Source organism: Candidatus Endowatersipora endosymbiont of Watersipora subatra (assembly GCF_964026585.1).
Taxonomy (GTDB): Bacteria; Pseudomonadota; Alphaproteobacteria; order Rhizobiales; family Rhizobiaceae; genus Pseudahrensia.
Window position 1 is genome coordinate 262,252 of record NZ_OZ032160.1, and the last position, 24,703, is coordinate 286,954.

The 24,703-nt window shown below is 40.1% G+C and carries 20 protein-coding genes; 10 read left to right on the forward strand and 10 right to left on the reverse strand.

The features are described 5' to 3' along the window. Window positions 1–117: 117 nt before the first annotated feature. The 3 genes from greA to AAGD37_RS01280 all read right to left on the reverse strand — a co-directional run bounded on the left by greA (window position 118) and on the right by AAGD37_RS01280 (window position 4,889). The gene (gene greA, locus AAGD37_RS01270; RefSeq protein WP_341760477.1) at window positions 118–591 is read right to left on the reverse strand and encodes a transcription elongation factor GreA; all 474 of its coding nucleotides are present in this window, start codon (window positions 589–591) and stop codon (window positions 118–120) included. A 218-nt stretch (window positions 592–809) separates the two neighbouring features. Beyond that, on the reverse strand, window positions 810–4,241 hold the full coding sequence (gene carB, locus AAGD37_RS01275) for a carbamoyl-phosphate synthase large subunit (protein ID WP_341760478.1): 3,432 nt from the start codon (window positions 4,239–4,241) through the stop codon (window positions 810–812). 372 nt (window positions 4,242–4,613) lie between these two features. After that, window positions 4,614–4,889: a DUF2312 domain-containing protein gene (locus tag AAGD37_RS01280; protein WP_341760635.1), complete on the reverse strand. Its 276-nt coding sequence runs from the start codon at window positions 4,887–4,889 to the stop codon at window positions 4,614–4,616. 276 nt (window positions 4,890–5,165) lie between these two features. Here AAGD37_RS01280 and AAGD37_RS01285 point away from each other — a divergent pair, with 276 nt between their 5' ends. The 7 genes from AAGD37_RS01285 to AAGD37_RS01315 all read left to right on the forward strand — a co-directional run bounded on the left by AAGD37_RS01285 (window position 5,166) and on the right by AAGD37_RS01315 (window position 10,265). Continuing rightward, complete coding sequence (locus tag AAGD37_RS01285) at window positions 5,166–5,879, forward strand: RlmE family RNA methyltransferase (protein WP_341760479.1); 714 nt, start codon at window positions 5,166–5,168, stop codon at window positions 5,877–5,879. A 133-nt stretch (window positions 5,880–6,012) separates the two neighbouring features. After that, window positions 6,013–7,521 carry an IMP dehydrogenase gene (guaB, locus tag AAGD37_RS01290; protein WP_341760480.1) on the forward strand — a complete coding sequence of 503 codons (1,509 nt, stop codon included), beginning with the start codon at window positions 6,013–6,015 and terminating at the stop codon, window positions 7,519–7,521. Window positions 7,522–7,589: 68 nt separating this feature from the next. After that, window positions 7,590–7,943, forward strand: a complete 354-nt coding sequence (locus tag AAGD37_RS01295; RefSeq protein ID WP_341760481.1) for an AtpZ/AtpI family protein — start codon at window positions 7,590–7,592, stop codon at window positions 7,941–7,943. A gap of 201 nt (window positions 7,944–8,144) precedes the next feature. Beyond that, on the forward strand, window positions 8,145–8,894 hold the full coding sequence (locus AAGD37_RS01300) for a F0F1 ATP synthase subunit A (protein WP_341760636.1): 750 nt from the start codon (window positions 8,145–8,147) through the stop codon (window positions 8,892–8,894). Between the two features lie 62 nt (window positions 8,895–8,956). After that, window positions 8,957–9,178 carry a F0F1 ATP synthase subunit C gene (locus tag AAGD37_RS01305; protein WP_424945457.1) on the forward strand — a complete coding sequence of 74 codons (222 nt, stop codon included), beginning with the start codon at window positions 8,957–8,959 and terminating at the stop codon, window positions 9,176–9,178. A gap of 35 nt (window positions 9,179–9,213) precedes the next feature. Beyond that, entirely contained in the window at window positions 9,214–9,777 is a 564-nt protein-coding gene (locus tag AAGD37_RS01310) for a F0F1 ATP synthase subunit B (protein WP_341760483.1), read from the forward strand. Beyond that, window positions 9,774–10,265, forward strand: coding sequence for an ATP F0F1 synthase subunit B (locus AAGD37_RS01315; RefSeq protein ID WP_341760484.1), 492 nt, complete (start codon window positions 9,774–9,776; stop codon window positions 10,263–10,265). Before AAGD37_RS01310 ends, AAGD37_RS01315 begins: the two co-directional genes overlap by 4 nt. On the opposite strand, the gene AAGD37_RS01320 is transcribed toward AAGD37_RS01315, so the two are convergent. The 4 genes from AAGD37_RS01320 to AAGD37_RS01335 form a co-directional block, all read right to left on the reverse strand. Then, window positions 10,262–10,891, reverse strand: coding sequence for a ribonuclease HII (locus AAGD37_RS01320; protein WP_341760485.1), 630 nt, complete (start codon window positions 10,889–10,891; stop codon window positions 10,262–10,264). The two genes, AAGD37_RS01315 and AAGD37_RS01320, sit on opposite strands and share 4 nt — an antisense overlap. A 121-nt stretch (window positions 10,892–11,012) precedes the next feature. Further along, entirely contained in the window at window positions 11,013–13,832 is a 2,820-nt protein-coding gene (gene polA / locus AAGD37_RS01325) for a DNA polymerase I (protein ID WP_341760486.1), read from the reverse strand. Between the two features lie 176 nt (window positions 13,833–14,008). Continuing rightward, a complete protein-coding gene (locus tag AAGD37_RS01330) occupies window positions 14,009–15,607 on the reverse strand; it encodes a phosphoenolpyruvate carboxykinase (RefSeq protein WP_341760487.1) in 1,599 nt (532 codons plus the stop codon). Window positions 15,608–15,950: 343 nt separating this feature from the next. Further along, window positions 15,951–16,505 (reverse strand): cytochrome c family protein, encoded by a 555-nt coding sequence (locus AAGD37_RS01335; RefSeq protein ID WP_341760488.1) that lies wholly within the window; start codon window positions 16,503–16,505, stop codon window positions 15,951–15,953. Window positions 16,506–16,949: 444 nt separating this feature from the next. On the opposite strand from AAGD37_RS01335, the gene AAGD37_RS01340 reads away from it, so the two are divergent. The 3 genes from AAGD37_RS01340 (at window position 16,950) to AAGD37_RS01350 (ending at window position 20,044) form a co-directional block, all read left to right on the forward strand. Continuing rightward, entirely contained in the window at window positions 16,950–17,684 is a 735-nt protein-coding gene (locus AAGD37_RS01340; protein WP_341760489.1) for a 3-deoxy-manno-octulosonate cytidylyltransferase, read from the forward strand. Between the two features lie 73 nt (window positions 17,685–17,757). After that, window positions 17,758–18,987, forward strand: coding sequence for a phosphoglycerate kinase (locus AAGD37_RS01345; protein ID WP_341760490.1), 1,230 nt, complete (start codon window positions 17,758–17,760; stop codon window positions 18,985–18,987). A 28-nt stretch (window positions 18,988–19,015) separates the two neighbouring features. Next, the gene (locus tag AAGD37_RS01350; protein ID WP_341760491.1) at window positions 19,016–20,044 is read left to right on the forward strand and encodes a class I fructose-bisphosphate aldolase; all 1,029 of its coding nucleotides are present in this window, start codon (window positions 19,016–19,018) and stop codon (window positions 20,042–20,044) included. Window positions 20,045–20,141: 97 nt separating this feature from the next. Here the strand turns inward: AAGD37_RS01350 and gyrB are convergent, their stop codons facing one another. From gyrB to aroA, 3 genes are all read right to left on the reverse strand, one after another. Continuing rightward, window positions 20,142–22,613 (reverse strand): DNA topoisomerase (ATP-hydrolyzing) subunit B, encoded by a 2,472-nt coding sequence (gene gyrB / locus AAGD37_RS01355; RefSeq protein ID WP_341760492.1) that lies wholly within the window; start codon window positions 22,611–22,613, stop codon window positions 20,142–20,144. Between the two features lie 129 nt (window positions 22,614–22,742). Further along, the gene (gene dut / locus AAGD37_RS01360) at window positions 22,743–23,195 is read right to left on the reverse strand and encodes a dUTP diphosphatase (protein ID WP_341760493.1); all 453 of its coding nucleotides are present in this window, start codon (window positions 23,193–23,195) and stop codon (window positions 22,743–22,745) included. Further along, the gene (gene aroA / locus AAGD37_RS01365) at window positions 23,192–24,523 is read right to left on the reverse strand and encodes a 3-phosphoshikimate 1-carboxyvinyltransferase (protein WP_341760494.1); all 1,332 of its coding nucleotides are present in this window, start codon (window positions 24,521–24,523) and stop codon (window positions 23,192–23,194) included. The genes dut and aroA overlap by 4 nt, the downstream gene beginning before the upstream one ends. Window positions 24,524–24,703: the final 180 nt, after the last annotated feature.

The window sequence follows — 24,703 nt, forward strand, 5'->3', positions numbered from 1 at the left end:
CACCATAAAGAAGATATATTCCCAGGCTAGGCTTAGGCTGTAAGGAAAAAGGCAATTGCCTGTCAGTCTGTCAGTGTTCTAGTTCCTCCCAGGGGCTGACGCCTGACCATTCATCGTTCAGATATATTCTATCCTGATGATCTGATAAGAACGGGTGCCGCCCGGTGTTGATACTTCTATGGAGTCTCCTTCTTTCTTGCCAATAAGCGCTCGGGCAATAGGAGAAGAAATGGAAATTTTTCCACAACTTACATCAGCCTCCTGATCACCAACGATCTGATAATATATTTCTTTTTCTATTTGATCGTCATGAAGAGAGACCGTTGCCCCAAATTTGACTGTATCACCACTCATCTTAGAGACATCAATCACCTCCGCCTGACCGATCATACATTCAAGTTCAGCAATACGGCCCTCATTATAGCTCTGCTGCTCTTTGGCAGCATGATACTCAGCATTTTCCGACAAATCGCCATGTGCGCGTGCTTCGGCAATTGTTTGAACAATTTTATGCCTCTCTTCAGATAGGCGGCGCTTGAGTTCTTCTCTTAGCGCGCTGTGACCGATTCGAGTCATAGGAACTTTTTTCATAGTCAGCTCCTCCTTTTTATAACGCTCTGCGGATCATAGAGGGAGCTCTTATGAGCTCTCTATTAGAGAGAGACCAGAGAGTTAATAATAATTAAAGAACATATAGGATCTCTGCGTCAAGTGTAATCTAATCATCTCTTTGATATGATAATATCATGGATACCTTATAGTCTTTCTATGATTTCTTCAATTTTAAAAAATAGAACACTTTTTCTCCATTATTCGTTATGTTGTATTGTTCGGAAATAGTCTTGCAAGGGGGTGACCGAGATTTCGTCACGTATCAACACAAGAATAGCGTCTGTCGCTGCTATACATCCTGAAATGGTTGTATAGTAAGGTACTTTATTAATCAAAGCTGCTTGGCGCAATGAGCGTGAGTCAGAACGAGACTTCTGTCCCTGTGTTGTATTGAAAATGACATCAATTTGCCTATTACGGATAGAGTCTTCAATATGTGGATGACCTTCTAGTACTTTATTGATTCGATGAGAATTAATGCCATTTTCTAAGAGATGACAATAAGTCCCATTGGTAGCGAGTAATCTGAACCCGACTGACGCGAGTTTTCTTGCCGAATCGATAATAAAAAGTTTGTCTGAATTCTTCACTGAAATGAAGACTGTGCCTTCCCGGGGCAAATCATTGGACGCACCTATTTGCGCTTTCGCAAAAGCAAGCGAAAATTCAGAAGCTAATCCCATAACTTCACCGGTAGAGCGCATTTCTGGTCCTAACAATGGGTCAAAGCCAGGAAAACGGGTAAATGGAAAAACAGCTTCTTTGACAGCAATATGGTTTAAATTTCGGATATCAGGGCGATTTGGCAATACTTTCTCTAACTTTTCTCCAGCTATTAGCTGGGCAGCGATTCGCGCAATTGGCAAGCCAATCGTTTTAGCGACAAAGGGGACTGTTCGCGAAGCACGTGGATTGACTTCCAGTACATAAATGGTCTCATCCTTGATAGCAAACTGCACATTCATAAGCCCAACTACATGAAGGGCCTTTGCCATAGTTTTTGTCTGATTCTCTAATTCATCTAGTAAATCATCTGATAAAGAATGAGATGGTAAGGAGCATGCACTATCTCCCGAATGAATTCCAGCTTCTTCAATATGTTCCATAACACCGCAGATAAATATGTTTGTACCATCTGAAAGGCAATCTACATCTACTTCAATGGCATGGGTAAGATAGTTCTCTATTAGTACAGGCGATTCACTAGAAACGATAACATCTTGGTTTATATAACGTTCAAATTGGTCCTTTGAGTAGATGATTTCCATTCCCCGTCCCCCCAAGACATAGGAAGGACGAATGACAATTGGATAGGGAATATCATTAACTATTTTAAGGGCTTCATGACGTGAATTCGCAATGCGGTTGCGCGGTTGTATTAAATTTAGATTCATCAAAAATTTTTGAAAACGATCACGATCTTCAGCAAGATCAATAGAATCAGATGGGGTTCCCAGAATAGTTACACCTGCTAACTCGAGATCGTGTGCAAGACTCAGCGGAGTCTGTCCGCCGAATTGAACAATGACGCCAAGCAATTGTCCTTCTTGTGTCTCTGTCCTAATAATTTCTAGTACGTCTTCTGTGGTGAGAGGCTCAAAATAAAGACGGTCAGATGTATCATAATCAGTTGATACAGTTTCTGGATTGCAATTGACTATAATTGATTCATAACCTAAATGAGCTAATGCAAAGGCAGCATGGCAGCAACAGTAATCAAACTCAATGCCTTGACCGATTCGGTTAGGACCGCCCCCTAGGATAATAATTTTGGGGCGTTTTGATACTTGCGATTCGCACTGAAAATCCTCCCCAAAGGGTGATTCATAGGTTGAATACATATAAGCGGTCGGTGAATCAAATTCTGCTGCGCAGGTATCAATTCTCTTGTAAACGGGATAGATATTTAGCTTCTTGCGTAGATTCGCTACATCTGTAGGTGAAGAATTCGATAGGTTAGCCAGTCTTTTATCTGAGAATCCCATAGATTTTAACATACGAAGATTATGCTGATCTTTTGGCAGGCCATATGCTTTAATTCGGTCTTCTACCATTATGATCGATTTTAATTGGCGTAGAAACCACATATCAATCCGACAATAGTTGTATATCTCTTCTATAGAGAGACCCTCGCGTATAGCTTGCGCAACCTTTAAAATTCGGTTAGGTTTTGGCGTACTTAGTGACTTACAGATCGCATTTTTATTGTCAGAGATATCGGTGTTTGGTGATAGTCCTTCAATAGCAGTTTCATCTAGACCACAGAGTCCTGTTTCCAAAGATCTTAATGCCTTTTGTAAGCTTTCTGAAAATGTCCGGCCGATAGCCATCACTTCGCCAACTGACTTCATAGAGGTTGTTAAGGTATCGGAAACCATAGGAAATTTTTCGAAAGGAAAGCGAGGAATTTTCGTGACAACATAATCAATTGATGGTTCAAAAGATGCAGGTGTGGCCCCACCAGTTATATCATTTCCTAATTCATCGAGTGTATAACCAACCGCTAATTTTGCGGCTATTTTAGCGATAGGAAACCCCGTGGCCTTGGAAGCCAAAGCAGAAGATCTTGAGACACGCGGATTCATTTCAATAACGAGAAGGCGACCATCTTGCGGGTTGACTGCGAATTGTACATTCGAACCACCTGTATGAACACCGATTTCACGTAGGATAGCGATAGATGCGTTACGCATGGTCTGATATTCTTTGTCGGTCAGTGTGAGCGCTGGTGAAACCGTGATTGAATCACCTGTATGAACACCCATAGGATCAACATTTTCTATCGAGCAAATAATAATACAATTATCAGCTTTGTCACGCATCACCTCCATTTCGTATTCTTTCCATCCCAAAATACTTTCTTCTACCAATACCTCATTGGTAGGAGATGCTTCGACACCGGAAAGAACAAGTTCGTAAAGTTCATCAAGGGTATAGGCTATGCCTCCACCCTGGCCTCCCATAGTGAAAGACGGTCGGATAATTGCGGGAAGGCCAGTGGTTTTGTAAGCCTCGAGGGCTTGCACCTGGGCAGTGAGTCGATGTTTTTCATATCGAATCCCTTCACCCGCCTCCCATTCTTTTTGTTTTCGATGACTTGAATCTGAACAAGAGAAATGTTCTTTTTTTTCTGCGAGGAATTGTTTTTTCAGATCTGTTGTATTGACGAAAGCAGAACGTGGTGTTGCCAGACCAATTGTCGTCATCGATTTTCGGAACAGATCACGATCTTCCGCCTTATCAATTGCCTTTGCATTGGCGCCGATCATTTCTACATTATACTTAGCGAGAACTCCCTTCCGTTCTAGAGAAAGCGCAGTATTGAGTGCTGTTTGTCCCCCCATGGTTGGGAGAAGAACCATTTTTTCTTTCGGTTGCTTTCTCTGTTCTTGAGCAATGATCTTAGCAACGATTTCTGGAGTAATCGGTTCAATGTAGGTAACATGAGCGAGTTCTGGATCGGTCATCATTGTGGCTGGATTCGAGTTAACCAATATAATGCGGTACCCTTCTGCATGCAACGCTTTACAAGCCTGAGTACCAGAATAGTCAAACTCACAGGCTTGCCCAATTACAATGGGACCTGCACCAATGATTAAGATTGAATCGATATCGTTGCGTTTGGGCATAGGGAGTTTATCTTCGGTTCGTTTTCAGACTGATTCTCAAGATTTTCAAGAGAGAATGAGGATATAGTGCCTCATACCGCAAAGAAAGCATTAATAGAAATTGATTAATGGTGTAGGTGATTAAGACTAGACATTTCTCGAACTCTCACGATCTTATATTTATAAGATTAAGTATAATTGATCTCGTTATGTCTTTAAGTCGTAAGCATAGGGAATGACTGACTTTTTGGGGTATCATGTAATTATTGTAGTTCACTAGTTATAACAGAATAAAGAAGAGGCCATTCTTTCACAAAAAGTCAAAATTTGGGCGACTCAAATGATATATATAAAATCTTAAATTGAGCTTTTCCATTAGTTTGACTTTCTGAATTAACTCTCATCTTTAGAGACGAATTCAGGAAAGGGTGACATGTTTAAAGCTCTCATATAAAGATCAAGAATCGCCTCCTCTTCCTCTCGGTCTGACACTTTTTGTTTGCGCATACGAACAATAGTTCGTAGAATTTTGGTATTCAAACCTTTCGCTTTCGCTTCTCCATAAATTTCTTTGATGTCATCAATGATGGCTTTCTTTTCTTCCTCAAGATTCTCGATCCGTTCAACAATAGTTCGTAGAGAATCATGGGCAACCGATATATTTGTCATCATCTTTAAAAAATCTCCTAAAATATTGAAACGTCAATTGAACACAGGTTCAAAAGTTTAAGAATATAATGCTTTCTTCTTTTGTATCAGAGACAATTTTGCTCGTGATTTCGGTTCAATCAACTCTTCACATGATGTTATCTGTCTTTAAAAATCAAGGCATACTAAAGTTATCAAACATAATAAATATAATAATCGCACTCTTATCGACCCTAGAAAAACAGAGAGAATTTTAGTTGCAACTTATCGAATTCTATGCGAATAGTTAAGGTTACCATGGTACGTGACAGTCATAGAAAAAGGTTAATTAACCGAAGACCCAGGGGATGCCGTTTACATACCAAGGTCAAGGTCAAGACCGCGAGAGGTCGCAAGATCTCATCAACCTTATGGTTACAAAGACAGTTAAATGATCCCTACGTGCAGCTCGCTAAAGCTGAAGGCTATGCTTCACGATCGGCTTATAAGTTGTTAGAAATCGATGATCGCTACAATTTGTTTCACTCTGGTCAAAGAATCATTGATTTGGGTTCAGCACCTGGTGGATGGTGTCAGATAGCTGTTGAACGGATTAGTTCTCATTCCGGCGATATCCGGGTTGTTGGTATTGATAATCTAGACATGAATCCAGTTGCCGGAGCTACAATTTTAAAAAAAGATTTTCTGGATATTGATGCGCCAGAACTCCTATTAGAGTCTTTAGGAGGTCATCAACCTGACATTGTAATGTCGGATATGGCATCAAAAACGATCGGACATCGAACAACCGATCAAATCAGAACAATTGCCCTTGTTGAGAGTGCTTTAGAATTCGCAGTAGAGGTTCTGGTTCGAGGGGGCCATTTTTTATCAAAAACCTTTCAAGGGAGCATCGATAATAAGATTCTGTCTTTGATGAAGACAAACTTTAAAAGTTTTCATCATGTCAAGCCTCCTGCTAGTAGAGATCAGTCGTGTGAGATTTACCTTTTGGCAAAAGGCCGACGATAGACGATAAGTGATTTCTTTTTTATTCTCTATTTCACACTTTCACAATCACAATGGCTTCATTTTCTGATGTTAATCCTATGATTATTCCTCAGGCCATGTTATCATTTTAGAGTTCAGTAGAGGGTTAACTCCAATGGCAGAAATTCTTTCAACTATAACCGGTGAAACAGGTCTTACTTTCGATGATGTACTGCTTCAGCCAGAATCTTCCAATGTTTTGCCCGCCCAAGTTGATGTCTCAGCCTCTCTGACGAGAGATATTACTCTCAATCTACCTATCCTTTCAGCTGCCATGGATACTGTGACCGAATCAAAGATGGCGATTGCCATGGCTCAAGCAGGTGGTTTAGGCATTATCCATCGCAACTTGACCTCTGAAGAGCAAGCTGAAGAGGTTAGACATGTCAAAAGGTTTGAATCCGGGATGGTTGTTAATCCTTTGACCATCGGACCTGAAGCCACGTTGCAGGATGCATTGAATCTTATGAAGGTCAAAGGGATTTCTGGGATTCCTGTCGTCGAAAATGGTGGAGCGGGCGGTCATCACACAGGAAAATTGATCGGAATACTAACAAACCGCGATGTCCGTTTTGCATCTGATCCGAATCAAAAGGTTTGCGAACTGATGACGAGTGAAAATCTAATTACCGTGAGCGAAGGTGTAAGTCAGGAAGACGCTAAACGTCTCTTGCATCATCACCGAATAGAAAAACTACTTGTCGTCGACAACAAAGGATATTGTACAGGGTTAGTTACGGTTAAGGATATTGAGAAGAGTTATCTCCATCCTAATGCCACTAAGGATGAAAATGGTCGTCTAAGGACAGGGGCCGCAACGACGGTTGATTCATATGGTCTCGAACGGGCTGAAAGATTAATTGATGCAGGCGTGGATCTATTGGTCATTGATACGGCCCATGGTCATTCACAAATGGTTTTAGATTCTGTGAGAAAAGTAAAGAAAATTTCAGATTCTGTAAAAATTGCAGCTGGTAACGTTGCTACTGCAGACGGGACTAAGGCATTGATTGACGTTGGTGTTGATGTTGTCAAGATTGGAATAGGCCCGGGTTCGATTTGTACGACGAGAATGGTTACTGGTGTTGGGGTTCCGCAGTTATCAGCTATCATGTCGGCAGTTGAAATAGCTGAAAAGTTGAACATAGCTGTTATTGCAGATGGTGGCATAAAATTCTCTGGTGATTTGGCCAAGGCATTAGCTGCTGGAGCTTCGCTTGCGATGGTTGGATCTTTGTTAGCAGGTACAGATGAAAGTCCTGGTGATGTTTACCTTCATCAAGGTCGTTCATTTAAATCTTATCGCGGCATGGGATCGGTTGGAGCAATGGCCAGCGGGTCGGCGGATCGCTATTTTCAGGATGATGTCAGGGATACGCTAAAACTTGTACCAGAAGGTATCGAAGGTCAGGTGCCTTACAAAGGCCCTGTTAGTGTTGTTTTACATCAGTTGATTGGTGGCTTGAGGGCGTCTATGGGTTATGTAGGAGGTGCAACATTACAGGAATTTAAAAAACGGGCAAAATTCATAAAAATATCGACAGCTGGATTAGCTGAAAGTCATGCTCATACAGTGTCAATTACTCGAGAAAGCCCTAATTATTCCGGTCGATCTAGTCGATAATTTGAGTCTTGATCTTATGTTATTTATGAGTTTCTGTCGATTACGGCTTAGCTCATTTCGATCTCATTATGGTTATATCGCGATGTGTATATCGAATGGAAATGAATTCGAACCATTCTAACAAAAAAAATTCTGCAGACGACAAGGAGCGATTAGATCGACTGAAGACTCTGAAAGAGAATTTGCGTGTCAAAGAAGAAGATTATAATTCTCAAAAAGCTAATAAAGAGATGGTAGAGATAGCTCCTATCATACGGTTAAGTAGTGAATTCATTGCCAGCGTGATTGTTGGTGCTTTATTAGGATATAGTGTTGATTATTTTTTTAAAACGAACCCTTGGGGATTGATCTTTTTTTTGGTTCTTGGTTTTGTATCTTCTGTTTTCAACATCATACGCTCTACAGATCTAGCCTCGAAATAACAAACGGAAGTTCAATCAGAGCATGAGTAAAGAGATTAAGAAAAAAAATAGTTTTTATTATAAAATTTAACTTATGGACTTGAGCTAGTTATGTCTTTTATGCAAGAATACACTTAGTTTTTGAGTTCTTTGGTTAACCGGTGCCATCTCTTCTCTATTTGAGGAGAGGAATAATGATTTTAATTGCAAGGTGATGTCAGCTTGGCAAACGATCCGATCCATCAATTTCAGCTTCATAAGCTTCTTCCTCTCGAAGTAGGAAGCTATGATATTTCATTTACAAATTCCTCACTATTCATGGTAGCGACTGTTGGTCTTGCTTCTACCTTTCTGATTGTAACTACTTCGGGGAGAGGGTTAATTCCTGATCGTGCTCAATCCATTTCAGAGATTTGTTATGAGTTTGTCGCAGGGTTGCTACGCCAAAGTGCAGGATTGGAAGGTATGAGATTCTTTCCCCTGGTGTTCTCGACATTTGTTTTTATTCTTATTGCTAATTTGTTTGGTATGGTTCCCTATTTTTTTACAGTGACTAGTCATCTCATCGTTACCATTTCACTGGCTTTGATGGTGATGCTAACAGTAATCATTTATGGTTTTTTGCGTAATGGTCGACGGTTTTTAAGGCTTTTTGTTCCTTCGGGTGTACCTAAAGTACTCATGCCGCTAATTGTATTGATTGAAATTATATCCTTTCTCTCACGTCCACTGAGTCTTTCCATACGTTTGTTTGCTAACATTCTCGCTGGTCATATTACGTTAAAGGTCTTTTCCGGTTTTGTTGTAACCCTTAGTGCTTTAGGTTTTGGTGGGATCTTAGGATCTATTGTTCCTTTAGTTTTTACAGTTGCTCTCACTGCTCTCGAGTTCCTAGTTGCTTTTTTGCAGGCTTATGTTTTTTCAATATTGACCTGCATGTATCTCAGTGATGCTATACACCCGTCTCACTGACGATGTAGTTTTTGACACATTAATCCAGATTATACAGGAGAATTAAAATGGAAGATGCAATCATGAATGCAGGGAAGTATGTTGGGGCTGGTTTTGCATGTATAGGAATGGCAGGTTCAGGTGCCGGCTTAGGTCACTTGTTTGGTCATTTTCTCTCAGGGGCGCTTCGGAATCCTTCAGCTGCTGATGCTCAATTCGGTCGGTTGATTTTCGGATTCGCTGTAACAGAAGCTCTTGGTATATTCTCATTACTTATTGCTCTTCTTTTGCTCTTTGCTGTTTAATATAAATATAGAATAGATCGTGGGTCTCTTATCCTATGTCTTCAGAGATAAATAATACTGAGTCTATCAGCCTCGCTCAGCATGATAGGGAGAAGGAGGCCTTTCCTCCTTTTGATTCTTCCACTTTTCCCTCTCAGTTATTATGGCTTCTCATCACTTTCAGTCTTTTCTATTATCTAATGTCCAAAGTCGCTCTGCCGCGTATTTCTTCTATTCTTGAAATGAGGGGTGATCGTATTGCTGAGGACTTGGATGCAGCTCACCGCTTTAAAACTGAATCTGATGACGCTCTTGCAGCCTATGAGCAGGAGTTATCTGATGCTCGATTACATGCCCATAATATTAATCGGGACATTCATGAGAGGGCTAAGAATGAGATAGAAGCTAAACTGCTACTTGTTGAGGATAATCTTACAAAAAAGATTGGTGATTCCGAGATTCACCTTACTAAAATTAAAGCCTCTGCCATGAGTGAGATTGGATTAATTTCTGAAGACGTTGTTCAATTGATTCTCTCTCAATTCTTAAGCACAAACACATCGATCGATAAAGCAGAAATTTCTTCTGCTGTTGCAGCGGTCAGTAAGGCAAGATCATGAATATGGATGCAACCTTTTGGGCTACGGTTTCTCTTATCCTTTTTATATTAATTGTGATGTACATGAAGATCCCAGAAAAGATCCTCAAGTATCTAGATCATCGATCCGCCAGAATTCTTAAAGATATTGAAGAAGCTCGTCATCTTCGTGAGGAAGCACAGCAATTACTAGCCGAATATCAGCGGAAACGTAAGGAAGCACAATATGAAGTTGAAGTTATTCTTTCTGCAGCAAAACGTGAAGCTACCATCTTAGCTGAAGAGGCTGAGAAGAAAACTCTAGAGTATATTGCTAGACGGACATCTCTTGCTGAGAAGAAAATTGCGCAAGCAGAGGACCAGATCCTAGCAGATATTAAATTAATGGCTATTGATATTGCTATGGAAGCATCAGAGAGAATCATTTCTCATAAAATAAAGGATAAAGAAGCTGATGATTTGTTCAACAAGAATCTCCTTGAACTGGAATCTTCAATATCAATGACTTAAACTAAACTGCATGATTGGATTGCTTTCATAATCGGTATAAAAGAATATCGGTGAATAGGACAGGGCCCTTTTTCTTTAAGCCTCTTTAAGTGTTCCTTTGTTCCGTACCCCTTGTTCTTATGAAAGAGATAGTCAGGATAAAGTTTTCCTACGGCTATCATTAGTTGATCTCTAGTCACTTTAGCAATAATCGATGCTGCTGAGATAGATAGGGATTTAGCATCACCTTTGATGAGTACAGTTGATTCACACACCAAATCATGAGGTACACTGTTTCCATCAATGAGCGCATATTCTGGCCTGAGAGCCAAACTCTTAACTGCATTTGCTATCGTAATCAGAGATGCAGAGTGGATATTTATAGTGTCTATTGTTCTACTACTAAGTGATGAGACAGAAATTGAGAGAGCGGTATCCATGATAGCTTGATAAAGATTTTCCCGCCGACGAGGGCATAGCTTTTTGGAATCATTAAGACCTTCTGGGATATTGGTTGGATTTAAAATGACGGCCGCACTCACAACTGGGCCAGCGAGAGATCCTCTCCCTGCTTCATCGACACCGCAAACAGGACTCTTTCCTTTATTGATAATCTTTTTTTCAAAATAAAAATCGGGACTAGACATAAAAAGATTTCCAAGAAAAAGACAAAGAAGAAAATTATCATACATAACAGGTCTTTTCCAGAAGATAAAATTGAAATGATAATTTTCCTCATAATCTATAATTAAGGAAAAGGTCAGAAAACTAGTGAGCTTCAGCCCAATTTTTAGCAGCTTTAGCATCGACAAGTAGGGGGACTTTAAGTCTAAGGATAGGCATCGGTGCATTTTCCATAATGGAACAAACAACTTTTATCGTGGATTCGACTTCTAGGTTTGGTACTTCAAAAATTAATTCATCATGGACTTGAAGAAGCATTTCTGCTTTTAGATTTTTGGATATTAGTGCTGTCTCCATTTTAACCATGGCTCGACGGATAATGTCAGCAGCACTACTCTGAATGGGAGCATTGATCGCAGCACGTTCATTCAAAGTCCGTATATGCGCATTGGATGATTGGATTTCTGGATAATGGATCCTTCGCCCAAAAATATTTTCCACATAACCATGCTCTCGGCAAAACGATTTTGTATCTTCTATATAAGCTTGAATTCCTGGAAACCGCTTAAAATACATTTTTATATAATCAGAAGCTTCGGAATAAGAAATGTTAAGATTATTAGCTAACCCAAAGGCAGAAATACCGTAAATAATACCGAAATTGATAGCCTTCGCTTGCCGGCGTATCATTGGATCCATTTTATCTATAGGGACATTGAAGATTTCGCTAGCTATCATGGCATGAACATCCACTCCATCTAGGAAAGCCTGTTTTAATCGTGTGATATTACCTATGTGAGCTAGTATACGTAATTCAATCTGGCTATAGTCTGCCGATATTAACTTGTTTCCTCGACCTGAAACAAATGCACGACGTATTTTTCGTCCTTCTTTGGTACGGATGGGTATGTTTTGTAAGTTAGGTTCTGAGGATGCCAGCCGTCCTGTCATAGTGGAAGCCATAGAATAAGATGTATGAACTCGTTGGGTCCTTGGATTTATGTAATTAAGTAATCCATCGACATAGGTTGATTTAAGTTTTGTTAGTTTCCGCCACTCAATAATGCGGGAAGGAAGATCATAACCCGCTTCAGAAAGACTCTCTAGAACTCTAGAAGATGTAGACCATTGCCCAGTTTTTGTTTTTTGTAGACTTGGAAGTTTTAGATTGACGAACAGAATTTTACTGATTTGTTTTGAAGAGCTAAGATTAAAAATCATACCAGCCTTTTCGTAGATTTCATCTTCTAAATTTTTTATCTTTTCTGCTAGCTCACCCGAGAAACGTAATAAGATTTTCTGATCAACACAAATTCCTAACTTCTCCATATGACCAAGAACGTTAACTAATGGATGTTCAAAGCAATCGTAAATTTTAGAAAAATTCTCTTGCGAAAGCCTGCTTTTCAAAATCAGCCACAAACGCAATGTTAAATCAGCATTTTCAGCTGCATAGATTGTTGCCTTATCTATCGGAACTTGATCAAAAGTTAATAATGAACGGCCCTTACCAACTATATCCTTGAAAGAAATCGGTGTATGGCTAAGCAAACTTTTTGATAAAGACTCTATACTATGTTCAGATCGCCCTGCATCTAGAACATAAGACAATAACATGATATCATCAAATGGAGATACTATGATTCCATAACGTGATAGTAAAATCCAATCGTCTTTAATGTTTTGAGCTATTTTCAAAACACGAGGTGATTCTAAAAGTGGCTTTAAAAGAGCTATCGCTTTTCTCATAGGAATCTGGTGTGATTCAAGCTTGTTTTCTTTTCTTTTGTTATGAGTTAAAGGAATATAACAGGCTCTTCCTGGTGTAGTAGATAGTGATAATCCAACCAGAACAGCATGCATAGCATCTGAAGAATTTGTCTCTGTATCGAGGGACACAATCCCCCTATTTTCTGCCTCGTTAATCCAGAGTTTGAGTCTGTTCTCATTACAGATTGTTTCATAAGTTTGAGTCTCAACAGATAAAGAGGCCATTTTATCTGGAGATAGGAAAAAATTACCATTTTCTCTAGGATTAAAAAAATGATCACGAGGCATAATGATAGATTCATCAACATTCATAGCTTTTGCTACACGCTTGGTCAATGTATTAAGTTCTATGTCTTTGAGAAATGAAATAAGCTTAGGAGGATCGATGGGGTGAAGGATGAGAGTCTCCAAAGAAGAATCTAATGGCGTATTGATGTTCAGTGTCACTAATTTTTTTGAAAGACGTGCAAGGTTCGAAAACCTCATCAGATTTTCACGACGTTTCTTCTGTTTGATTTCACTGGCTCGTTCTAGAATCTCTTCTAAAGAGTTATACTTTTTTAATAATTGAGCAGCTATTTTCAAACCAATTCCTGGAACTCCAGGTATATTGTCACTTGAATCACCTGCTAAAGCCTGAAGATCGATAAATTTTTCTGGGCCAACACTAAATCGTTCTACCACCTCATTATAACCAATATGGAGACCTTTGATAGCATCGAATATAGTGACATGAGGTCCGACAAGCTGCATAAAGTCTTTATCTGAGGAAATAATAGTCAGATGACCACCTATTTCTGATACCTGTTTTGCATAAGTGGCAATGATATCGTCAGCCTCATAACCATCTTTCTCTATATAGGGGATATTAAAAGCTTCGGTTGCTTTTCGTATGAGCTGAAATTGAGATCTTAAATCTTCTGGGGGTGAATCACGTTTAGACTTATAATCAGAATATATCTGATTTCTAAATGTGGTGGCTGAATGATCAAAAATCACTGCGAAGTGAGATGGAATAATACCTAGAGATTTATGATGAACATCACTTAGTAATTTCCACAACATATTGCAAAATCCTGATACAGCACCAGTTGGCAATCCATCAGATTGACGTGTAAGGGGAGGCATAGCGTGGTAAGCTCTAAAGATATAAGAAGATCCATCAACTAAAAAAAGATGATCACCGTATTGCATTATGCATCCCAGTAAAATCTTTTGAAGACCGTAGATTCATGCACTCTCTTTAAATGTGAGTTCGGAGAACTCGCTTTTCAACGAGAAAAGACCCCTATGTTACCATATTAAATCGTTAAGTTTCATGACTAGTTGCGCGAAGAGAAATGGACTCAAGAGCAATCAATATATTAGGCTTATATTTTAGGAGCAGCATTCCTAATACTCTGGTCTACATGATCATTAAATTTGTTAAAATTATCAATAAACATACTTACCAGCTTTTGAGCTTGTTCATCGTAAGCTAACCTACTAGGCCATGTTTCGCGTGGACTCAAAAAAGATTGATCAATATCTTTTGCTACTAAGGGAACTTCAAAAGAAAAGTGATTATCAATCCTCATTTGAGCTTCTGCCAAAGAAGAATCTAAAACACTCTTGAGTAAAGCATGTGTTGCTTTGATTGGTATACGGTAACCTTCACCATAAGCACCACCTGTCCAACCGGTATTAACGAGCCAGCATGTTGCTTTATGCTGACTGATTTTTTCACGCAGAAGATTTCCATAAACGATTGGATGACGTGGCATAAAAGGGGCCCCAAAGCATGTAGAAAAAGTTGCCTGAACACCGAAAATCCCTTTTTCGGTACCTGCAACCTTTGCCGTATATCCAGAAAGGAAGTGATAAATTGCTTGTTCTGGTGTTAATCTAGCAATCGGCGGCAAAACGCCAAAAGCATCTGCTGTTAACATAATAACGTTCTTCGGGTGTGATGCTTTTCCTGTATGAGAAGCGTTGATGATATAGTGAAGCGGGTAGGCAATACGGGTATTTTCGGTTAGAGAACCATCATCAAAATCTGGCTTAGCTGTTTGGGGATCAAGAATAACATTTTCAAATATGGATCCCCAACGCTGGGTAGTTGAATATATTTCTGGCTCAGCTGTTTCAGAGAGGTGGATCGTTTTAGCATAACAACCACCTTCAAAATTAAAGATACCATGATTAGACCAGCCATGTTCATCATCGCCTATGAGAGTGCGGGATACATCAGATGATAAAGTTGTCTTACCTGTCCCGGAAAGGCCAAAAAAAAGAGCCGAATCCCCCTCGCAACCTACATTAGCAGAGCAGTGCATCGGCATAATCCCCTTTTCGGGTAAGAAATAGTTTAAAAATCCAAAGATAGATTTTTTAATTTCGCCAGCATATTCAGTTCCTCCGATCAAAACAAGATTGCGCTTAAGATTAATGACAATAATCGTCCCAGAACGACATCCATGGCGCAGAGGATCCGCCTGAAAACTGGGTAAATTGATGACGGTCATGTCAGGCATATAATTTTCTAATTCTCTCAAATCAGGACGACGTAGCAAATGACGAATAAATAGAGCATGCCAGGCAAGTTCCACATAGACCCGTGTGGAAATACGATACCTTTCATCCGCCCCGCCATAAAGATCTTGTACACAAAGATTCCGGCCACGTGCATGTTTCAGAAAATCTTTCAGAAGGATATCAAAATGAACTTCCGAGATTTGCTGATGATTATCCCACCAGACCGTATTTTCTGTCTCGCTATCACGAACAATATATTTGTCTGTAGCAGAGCGACCCGTGTATCTTCCTGTGGTTACAGATAATGGACCAGTTGCAGACTGAACTCCTTCACCACGGATAAGAGCAAGTCGATAAAGCGCACGCTCATCGTCGTTCCATCGAATCTCGTTGATGTCGTGTAGACCAAGTGTCTCAGGCCCACAACTTTCATTACGAAGTCCAGATTGTATCACAGCTGCATCCCTTTTTGTAAATTAATCGGGCCTATTTATTTTTCGAAATGTTTTAATACTCAGAAAACTATGGGATGGACACTATTCGGACCTCTAGCTCATGACAAGATATTGTTAGTTAATCGGTTGAATAACAAATAAAAAGATAGGCTTCTATATTTTTCAGATTTTAAGCGGTTAACCGTCAATAACTGAATGATCATTCTTCCCTTTTTGGAATCGTTGTATAGAGATATCATTTGCATGTAGGGGACTATAGATCCATGAAAAACTACTCATCAGTAAGATGATAGGAGAGTCGATCTTGATCACTAGAGAAAAGGTGAGAGGAAAATCTAAACTCTCATTTAGCGGGCAATGGGGTTGGATTATCAGATAATGAACGAATATAAGCAATCAGAGCTGCACGCTCGCTGGTTTTCTTCAGGCCAGCAAATCCCATGGATGTACCTTTAACGATTGCTTTGGGTTTGAATAAAAATTTATTCAACTCATCATAGGTCCACATTTTACCCCTCGCATAGTCTTTCATAGCGTTAGAGTAACGGAAATCATCAACCGATCCTATTGGGCGCCCAAGAACACCATAAAGAGCTGGACCAACTTTATTTTTAGCCCCTTTTTCAAAATTATGGCATGCAAGACATTTTTTCATTACTTTTTGACCTGTTCCTAAATCTGCAGAGGCAATCAACGGAGAAACGGTCTCCACTTCAATAGCAAGTTTTTTCTGTTTTTTTTCATGACCGTGACTGGGGTTATCTGTTGCTATAATAAAACCGACTCTATCAGGTTGATCAATATGATAGAGATTTTCAGAAAAAAAATTCAGACCTAGCACTAAAAAAGCCATCGACAGCAAGGCGCCAAAGATTTTATTCCACTCAAACGAGTCCATAAGGGGTGCTCCTGAAAAGGCAAAAAGATGTAACGTAATCAGAATTCACGTCGAAAATATGTCTTTTGGACTAGTGTTGCAACACATATCATTACCTTCTTAAATTAGAAGCGCATCATTAAATGAATCATGTTACCATGACCATGAACTGAACTAAAAATAATAGCTAATCAACCAGAATAACTTATGTCTTTTTCTCATCTGAATAAATTATTAAACTATTGTACTATTGGCCTTTTATCACTATTTAAGCGTAGACATTGTGCAATGAAATATAATCATAAAAATTTCTATCGAAATAGAAGATCGTTAAGAACCTAATCCTCATTAGGAGATAAGGATGATTATTAAAAAAAACAGTTAAGAAATGTGAGACCATTCAGGATCATTTTTATAATTATTTTTGGCTCGAGTTAAGAAATTTAGATAAACAAGGCCTTTTTAATGAATCAATCTACCTCCATTGTGATCATTCCTGCCCGCATGTCATCCATACGTTTACCTGGTAAGCCACTAGCAGATATTGCCGGAATCCCTATGATTGTTCAGGTTTTGAAGCGAGCACTAGAAGCCGATGTAGGTCAGGTGATTGTGGCAACTGATACACAAAAAGTAGCAAATGTGGTGAGAGAGTATGGTGGGAAAGCCATTATGACACGTCTTAATCATCTTTCTGGCTCCGATCGAATCTGGGAAGCACTTCAAAGACTGGATCCTCAGAGTAGGTTTGAGACCATCATCAATGTTCAGGGTGATTTACCAACTATTGCTCCTGAAGTCATTCGATCTAGCATCCTACCGCTAGATAACAAGCATGTTGCACTTGCAACACTAGCAACGCAAATCATCAGCGATCAAGATCGAAATAATCCGAATGTGGTGAAACTCGTGGGATCACCGGTTTCTCATAAGCAATTGCGAGCCCTCTATTTCACTCGTGTCACAGCACCATGGGGTGAAGGACCTCTTTATCATCATATAGGACTTTATGCCTGGCGAAGAACAGCACTTCATCGATTTATATCATTACCACCTTCTTCACTTGAATTACGCGAAAAATTAGAACAGCTAAGGGCATTGGAAGACGGTATGCGTGTTGATGCTTCTATAGTTGATATCCCGTTCTTCGGCGTTGATACACAGGAAGATCTTGAGAAGGCTCGTCAACTCTTATCCTAGAGACAGTTTACTCATGTCATCAGGAAATGAGGATTGCTTTAAGTTAAGATAACGTCTTATGGAGGAAATAGATTTGAGCCAGCTTAAGACGCTTGATCATATAGGAGAAATAGACGGTAAACGTGTTTTAGTACGTGTTGATATTAATGTACCGATCGTTAATGGGATTGTCAGTGACAAAACGAGAATTGAGAGACTTGAGTTGACGATTTCTGAATTATCATCAAAGGGAGCAAAAGTTATTTTGCTCGCGCATTTCGGACGACCTAAAGGTGAGGTGGTCGCTGAAATATCACTCTCTCGAGTTATTCCAGTGCTTTGTGAAGTCTTTGGCAAAACTGTGAGTTTTGCTTCTGATTGTCGTGGTGAAATCGCCATTCATGCCATTGAGAATATGAATAATGGTGATATTTTGTTGTTAGAAAATACACGATTTCACGCATCCGAAGAAAAGAATTGTTCGTCCTTTAGCAAAGAATTAGCTAGTTTAGGAGATATTTTCGTTAATGATGCGTTCTCTTCTGCACATCGTGCCCATGCATCGACAACTGGTATTGCAAACTATTTACCCTCTTATGCAGGACGCACAATGCAAGCAGAGATTGAAGCCTTAGAGCGTGGGTTAGGGAGACCTGTTCATCCAGTCATTGCAATTATTGGTGGAACCAAGGTTGCGACCAAAATTCATATGTTAGCTCATTTGGTTAGCAAGGTTGACTATTTGGTTATTGGTGGTGGCATGGCTAATACATTTCTTTCATCGATCGGCGTGGGGGTTGGGACTTCTTTTTGTGAGCATCATCTGGGTGATATGGCACGTTCTATCATGGAGAAAGCGAGGACAGTAGGCTGCGAAATTATTTTACCGACCGATGTGGTGGTTTCTGATAAATTTTCATCTAACAGCTCACATGAAATAGTTGTAGCCAATGCTGTTGGCGATAAAAGAATGATTCTGGATGCAGGGCCTGTTTCTGTTGAAATTATCGCTAATCGTATTGCTAGTTCTAATACATTAATTTGGAATGGTCCTTTAGGTGCATTTGAATTAAAACCCTTTGATCACGCAACAATTGTGACTGCTGAATGTGCTGCATCTGCTACCCAAAAAGGCTATCTCGTATCAGTGGCTGGGGGAGGAGATACCGTGTCAGCTCTCAACCATGCTGGTGTTAGCGATCGATTTACTTATGTCTCGACCGCAGGTGGTGCATTTCTTGAATGGATAGAAGGTAAAAGACTACCCAGTATAGCACTTCTGAAGAAAGAAGTCCATTTTCATTCGGAAAGGCCTGGCCTTTAAGTAAATCAGTGATCATAGGAGTCATATCATGAGGAAAAGAATAGAAGAAATTGCGGAAACTTTAGTCCGATCAGGCCAAGGTATCCTGGCAGCTGATGAATCCAATAATACGATAAAGAAACGCTTTGACTCCATTGGCATTGAGAACACAGAATATAATCGTCGTTCTTATCGTGAGTTGTTGTTTCGTACGAAAGGGGCGATGAATGACAATATTTCTGGTGTAATCTTATTTGAGGAAACTTTGTACCAAAAGGCAAAAGATGGTACATCGTTTGTCGATTTAATACGAGAAGCGAACGCTATTCCTGGAGTGAAAGCGGATAGAGGATCCTTTGTTCTTGCAGGACATCCTGGAGAAATAGTGACGGAAGGTCTTGATGGATTACGTGATCGTTTGATCAAATATTATGAATCTGGTGCGCAGTTCGCCAAGTGGCGTGCCGTAATTACTATTAATGATGCATTACCAAGTCTTTCCGGCATCAAGGCTAACGCTCATGCACTCGCTCGCTATGCTTCTGTGTGTCAGGATCTTGGTATTGTACCAATTGTTGAGCCAGAGGTAAAAATGGATAGTGAACCGGCGGATCATACCATTGAACGTTGCGAGAAAGTTACAAGTGCTGTTTTAAAAACTGTCTTTGACGAACTTCATGATCAGCAGGTCCTGCTAGAAGGAATAATACTCAAACCTAATATGGTATTGCCAGGAATCAAGTGTTGCCGTCAGTCGACTCCTGATGAAGTATCAGCTCATACTGTTCGTGTTTTGAAACGCTATGTTCCTTCTGCTGTTCCTGGAATTGCCTTTTTATCCGGAGGACAATCTGATATTCAGGCAACGTCTAATCTAGCAGCGATAAACGCACAGTATGATATGCCTTGGACAGTCACTTATTCCTATGGCCGTGCCTTGCAGGCATCTTGTTTAAAAATTTGGGGCGGTCAGATTGAAAATACACTCAATGCACAAAAAACCTTTGCTCACCGTGCACGTATGAATGGACTAGCTACATTAGGAAAGTGGGATAACTCACAAGAGAAATCAATTTAGATCTTTATTCTCTTTTATATTTTAGAGTACTGACCCCGAAGAAATTCAAAGGAATGAATTACGAGCTACGAGCACTAACTGAAGATTCAGTTAAATTCTAAAAATTCATATTCATCACTCTCAGCGCGTTTTTCTGAATGAAATCACGGCGGGGGCCTACTTCTTCTCCCATTAAACGGCTGAAGAGGTCATCTGCTTTTATTGCGTCATTAATCTTCACTTGTAGGAGAGAACGGGCTTTAGGGTCTAGTGTCGTTTCCCACAGTTGTTGAGGATTCATTTCACCGAGCCCTTTGTAACGTTGAATGGTTATTCCTTTTTTACCTGCAGAAAGGACTGCTTTGATTAAATCTCTAGGTCCAAAAATTGGTGTTACTATATTCCGACGAATAAATTGGGCTGGTTTAGCATAGAGTTTCTGAAAATCCGAATGGTAAGTATAACGATCAAGTGCACGTACACCTGTCGAATTGATAAAAGACTGTTCAATGACATGAAGTTCCTCGACACCGCGGACCACACGCGAGAGGACTATCGATAAATTTCCATCTTCTTGGTCTCTCAATAGACCTTGCCATCCTGGTTCATTTTTCTTAGCCATATTATCAAGTCGCTTCGTGACATCGTCTACTATCCTTTCTGCTTGATCCTGATCAGATCTTCGATGATCATTCATCGCACGGGCTATCAAGATCTGTTCGATAATATCTAAGTCACAACGAGTCTCTAAAAGTTTGAGAAGTGAACGGATTCGCAGAGCTTCATTAAGGGCAAGACGAAGAGGCGATCCTACTAGCACATCACTGTTGGCTAGATACAAAGAGGCGTCCTTTAGGCCTCCCTCGAACAGAAAATTTTCCATCTCTGCTTCGTCTTTCATATATTGCTCTGACTTATCTCGCTTGACATGATAAAGTGGAGGCTGGGCTATATAAAGATAGCCTTTTTCAATGATCTGAGGCATCCGGCGGAAAAAAAATGTTAGTAGCAAGGTACGTATATGTGCGCCGTCCACATCAGCGTCAGTCATGATTATAATTTTATGGTAACGGGCTTTCTCTATGTTGAACTCATCGGTTCCAATGCCAGTGCCGAGTGCTGTAATAAGTGTACCAATCTGTTCTGATGATAACATTTTTTCGAAGCGGGCCCGTTCTACATTCAAAATCTTTCCCCGCAGAGGTAAAATAGCCTGATTTTTTCGGTGACGGCCTTGTTTCGCTGATCCTCCAGCACTGTCACCCTCAACAATAAAAATCTCGGCTCTAGCAGGGTTCCGTTCTTGACAATCGGCGAGCTTACCCGGAAGGGAAGCAATCTCCAAGGAACCTTTTCTTCGAGTCAATTCACGAACTTTGCGTGCAGCCTCTCGTGCAGAGGCTGCGTCTAAAACTTTTGAAACAATTTTCCGACCTTCTATTGGATTCTCTTCAAACCATTGCTTGAGTTCTTCATTAACTAAACTTTCTACTACCGAACGGACTTCAGAAGAGATGAGTTTATCTTTTGTCTGGGAAGAGAATTTAGGGTCTGGTACCTTCACTGATAACACAGCAGTCAACCCTTCCCGACAATCATCGCCAGTCAAAGAGAGTCTCTCTTTTTTTATTAGTCCAGAAGAACAAGCATAGATTCCAATCTGTCGGGTTAAAGCAGCTCTGAAACCAGAAAGATGGGTTCCACCATCACGTTGGCGAATATTATTGGTGAAGCAGAGAACATTCTCATGATAGCTTTCATTCCAGCATAAAGAGATTTCAACCGAGATACCGTCACGTTGAGATTGTAAGTAAATCGCGTTATCAATCAAGGATGCTTTTGTTCGGTCCAGATAACGAACAAATTGCTTCAACCCGCCCTTATAGTAAAGATCAGTATTGATTCTTGTCGTCCCACGCTTATCAGATAACAAGATATGGGTACCAGAATTCAAAAAAGATAACTCACGCATTCTGTTTTCTAATCGATGATACTCAAACTCCACATTAGTAAAAATATTGGGTGATGGAAAAAAGGTAACTTCAGTGCCAGTATAATCACCTGCATCGCCAACAACAGAAAGAGGTCCATCGGCTACACCATGTGTGAAATTGATTTCATGCCATTTGCCTTTCCGTGCAATCTTCAGTTGTAAGCAAACAGATAAAGCATTAACGACGGAAACACCCACACCATGTAGACCCCCTGATATTTTATAGGAATTTTGATCAAATTTACCACCTGAATGGAGTTGAGTCATGATAACTTGAGCAGCCGAAACACCTTCCTCGCTGTGCATGTCCACTGGAATACCACGCCCGTTATCACTAACTGTTACGGAACCATCCTTATTTATGGAAACTGAAATCTTATCAGCATGCCCAGCCATAACTTCATCAATGGCATTATCAACAACTTCGTAAACCATGTGATGCAATCCGGATCCATCATCGGTATCACCGATATACATGCCAGGACGTTTGCGGACGGCATCGAGTCCTTTAAGAACCTTAATTGAATCTGCGTCATAGTGTCCTTGATCGTCGGATCCAACCTGACCTTTCTTATTAAGATTGTGGTCATAACTCATAAAAGACTATCCCCCAGTCTGGTCATCTGTAATACCGAATCAAAAATTACACTTAAGATCTTAAGTGTTTAGGGGAAGAATTCCAATTTTTTTGTCCTTAAAACTTTTATAATTAAACTGAATTAAGAATTAAATTCCAGTGGAACCAAACCCACCCGACCCTCTGTTAGTATCAGAAAGCTCAGTAGATTGTTCAATAGTGACTCGAATAACAGGCGCTACCACCAATTGGGCAATCCGCATACCATGCTTGACAATGAAATACTGATCTGAAAGGTTAATGAGAGCAATTTTCACTTCACCGCGATAATCTTCATCAATGGTGCCTGGAGCATTTAACACCGTGATTCCGAATTTAACCGCTAAGCTAGAACGAGGCCTTACCTGACCTTCATGGCCTTGTGGTAGCTCCAGGCAAAGTCCGGTGGGAATCAACTCTCTTCTTCCAGGTGGCAGTACAATTGTATTTTCAAGACCGAGTGCAGCTCTCAGATCCATTCCTGCTGAATTAGCGCTTTCATAAGAAGGGAAGACCAGATCATAAGCATGTTCAAATCGAAAAATTTTAACGATAGTTTTCATGGATTAAACCCTCCGATGCCTTTCTTTATCGTTAGCTTTGCACCCAGTGATTTCATCAAGTAAAGGAAGGTACAAAAAAACGGATTCTTGGTGTTAATATCATTGACACCAATCGGAAAGTGGGATGCCATTCCCATTACCAAAAAACTCATAGCTATTCTATGATCACAATCCGTGCCCACGATTCCCCCACCCTTAACCTTTCCGTTTCCACCAACAATGATCAATCCATCCTTACCTTCTTCACATACCACACCATTGGCTTTGAGTCCTTCTACTGTTACTGACAGACGATCGCATTCATTTCCCTTTATACCGCGTATTCGAGTCTCACCCTTAGCAAAGGACGCTGCAACGGCAAGCAGAGGATATTCATTAGTCAATAATGGTGTGCGTTCCGACGGCACATCGATCGCAGAAAGCTGACTATGGCGGACTCTGATGGTTATGATGGTGTCATGACTAAACGAGTTCTGCTCTAAAATATCTATACCTGCCCCCATTTCAATCAGTGTCTTGAACAATCCAGCTTTTCTTGTGGGGGGAACTAGAAGATTTCTAATGATTATATCAGAACTTGGCACAATTAACCCGGCAACAATAACAAAGCTTGCCGAAAGAAAATCACTAGGGATGATTATATCCTGTGCGATTAGATCTTTGTGACCCGTTATCGAAATATAGCGTCTCTCTTTTTTTTCAACATGAATTGAGATATTAGCACCAAATCTAGCCAGCATTTTTTCAGTACAATCTCGGTTACTGACGGGCTCTATAACGGTTGTAATCCCTGCGATGTTTAGACCAGCTAAAAGGATGGCAGATTTAATATGGAAAGAGGCAACAGATAGCTTATAGATAATGGGCATGGGCAAAGGGGCCCCTTGGATCCTAATTGGTAATCTATCTCCCTTTTTTGAATCAACCTGAAGTCCGGTAAGGAGTAAAGGATCAAGAATGGTTCCTATTGAAAAAGAGGAATCACCGATAAAGGTAACAGGAAAATCATAACTTGAAACAAGGCCAATAGTTAGTTTAGATCCAGTTTCAGAATTGCCAAAGTTGAGGGATTTATGGGGACTTAGTAAAGATCCGTTACCGATTCCATTGATAAGCCAATGATCACCTTCTTTATGGATATTCGCACCCAGTGCACGCATTGCATGAGTAGTTGCGATAATATCATCCGCTTCTAAAAGGCCTGAAATACAGGTTTGACCATCTGCAATCGCGCCAAGAATAAGTGAAAGGTGAGATATAGACTGATCACCAGGAATTTTTACTTGTCCTGATAAAGAGGATACCGGATCGCTCACTATAGGCAACATGGGATCATCGAACTTATGATATAGCATTTTTCTCTATTTGTTATCATCTCTATAATAGTAGCTTTTGGGGCAAATGTGTTTGACAACAACTAATAATAATATTAATCATTCCCATCATTATAAACTTATCATTTTTGACTAGAGTTTTCGGTCTCCATTTAAGGTGGAAGTCAAAATTAT

Bases quoted from the DNA above. Each gene is read 5' to 3' on its own strand.
- gyrB (WP_341760492.1), bottom strand. From the start codon at position 22,613: ATGAGTTATGACCACAATCTTAATAAGAAAGGTCAGGTTGGATCCGAC.
- AAGD37_RS01285 (WP_341760479.1), top strand. From the start codon at position 5,166: ATGGTACGTGACAGTCATAGAAAAAGGTTAATTAACCGAAGACCCAGG.
- AAGD37_RS01320 (WP_341760485.1), bottom strand. From the start codon at position 10,891: ATGTCTAGTCCCGATTTTTATTTTGAAAAAAAGATTATCAATAAAGGA.
- AAGD37_RS01295 (WP_341760481.1), top strand. From the start codon at position 7,590: ATGGTTATATCGCGATGTGTATATCGAATGGAAATGAATTCGAACCAT.
- AAGD37_RS01310 (WP_341760483.1), top strand. From the start codon at position 9,214: ATGTCTTCAGAGATAAATAATACTGAGTCTATCAGCCTCGCTCAGCAT.
- AAGD37_RS01340 (WP_341760489.1), top strand. From the start codon at position 16,950: ATGAATCAATCTACCTCCATTGTGATCATTCCTGCCCGCATGTCATCC.
- carB (WP_341760478.1), bottom strand. From the start codon at position 4,241: ATGCCCAAACGCAACGATATCGATTCAATCTTAATCATTGGTGCAGGT.
- AAGD37_RS01280 (WP_341760635.1), bottom strand. From the start codon at position 4,889: ATGACAAATATATCGGTTGCCCATGATTCTCTACGAACTATTGTTGAA.
- AAGD37_RS01305 (WP_424945457.1), top strand. From the start codon at position 8,957: ATGAATGCAGGGAAGTATGTTGGGGCTGGTTTTGCATGTATAGGAATG.
- guaB (WP_341760480.1), top strand. From the start codon at position 6,013: ATGGCAGAAATTCTTTCAACTATAACCGGTGAAACAGGTCTTACTTTC.
- dut (WP_341760493.1), bottom strand. From the start codon at position 23,195: ATGAAAACTATCGTTAAAATTTTTCGATTTGAACATGCTTATGATCTG.
- aroA (WP_341760494.1), bottom strand. From the start codon at position 24,523: ATGTTGCCTATAGTGAGCGATCCGGTATCCTCTTTATCAGGACAAGTA.
- AAGD37_RS01315 (WP_341760484.1), top strand. From the start codon at position 9,774: ATGAATATGGATGCAACCTTTTGGGCTACGGTTTCTCTTATCCTTTTT.
- AAGD37_RS01335 (WP_341760488.1), bottom strand. From the start codon at position 16,505: ATGGACTCGTTTGAGTGGAATAAAATCTTTGGCGCCTTGCTGTCGATG.
- AAGD37_RS01350 (WP_341760491.1), top strand. From the start codon at position 19,016: ATGAGGAAAAGAATAGAAGAAATTGCGGAAACTTTAGTCCGATCAGGC.
- greA (WP_341760477.1), bottom strand. From the start codon at position 591: ATGAAAAAAGTTCCTATGACTCGAATCGGTCACAGCGCGCTAAGAGAA.
- polA (WP_341760486.1), bottom strand. From the start codon at position 13,832: ATGCAATACGGTGATCATCTTTTTTTAGTTGATGGATCTTCTTATATC.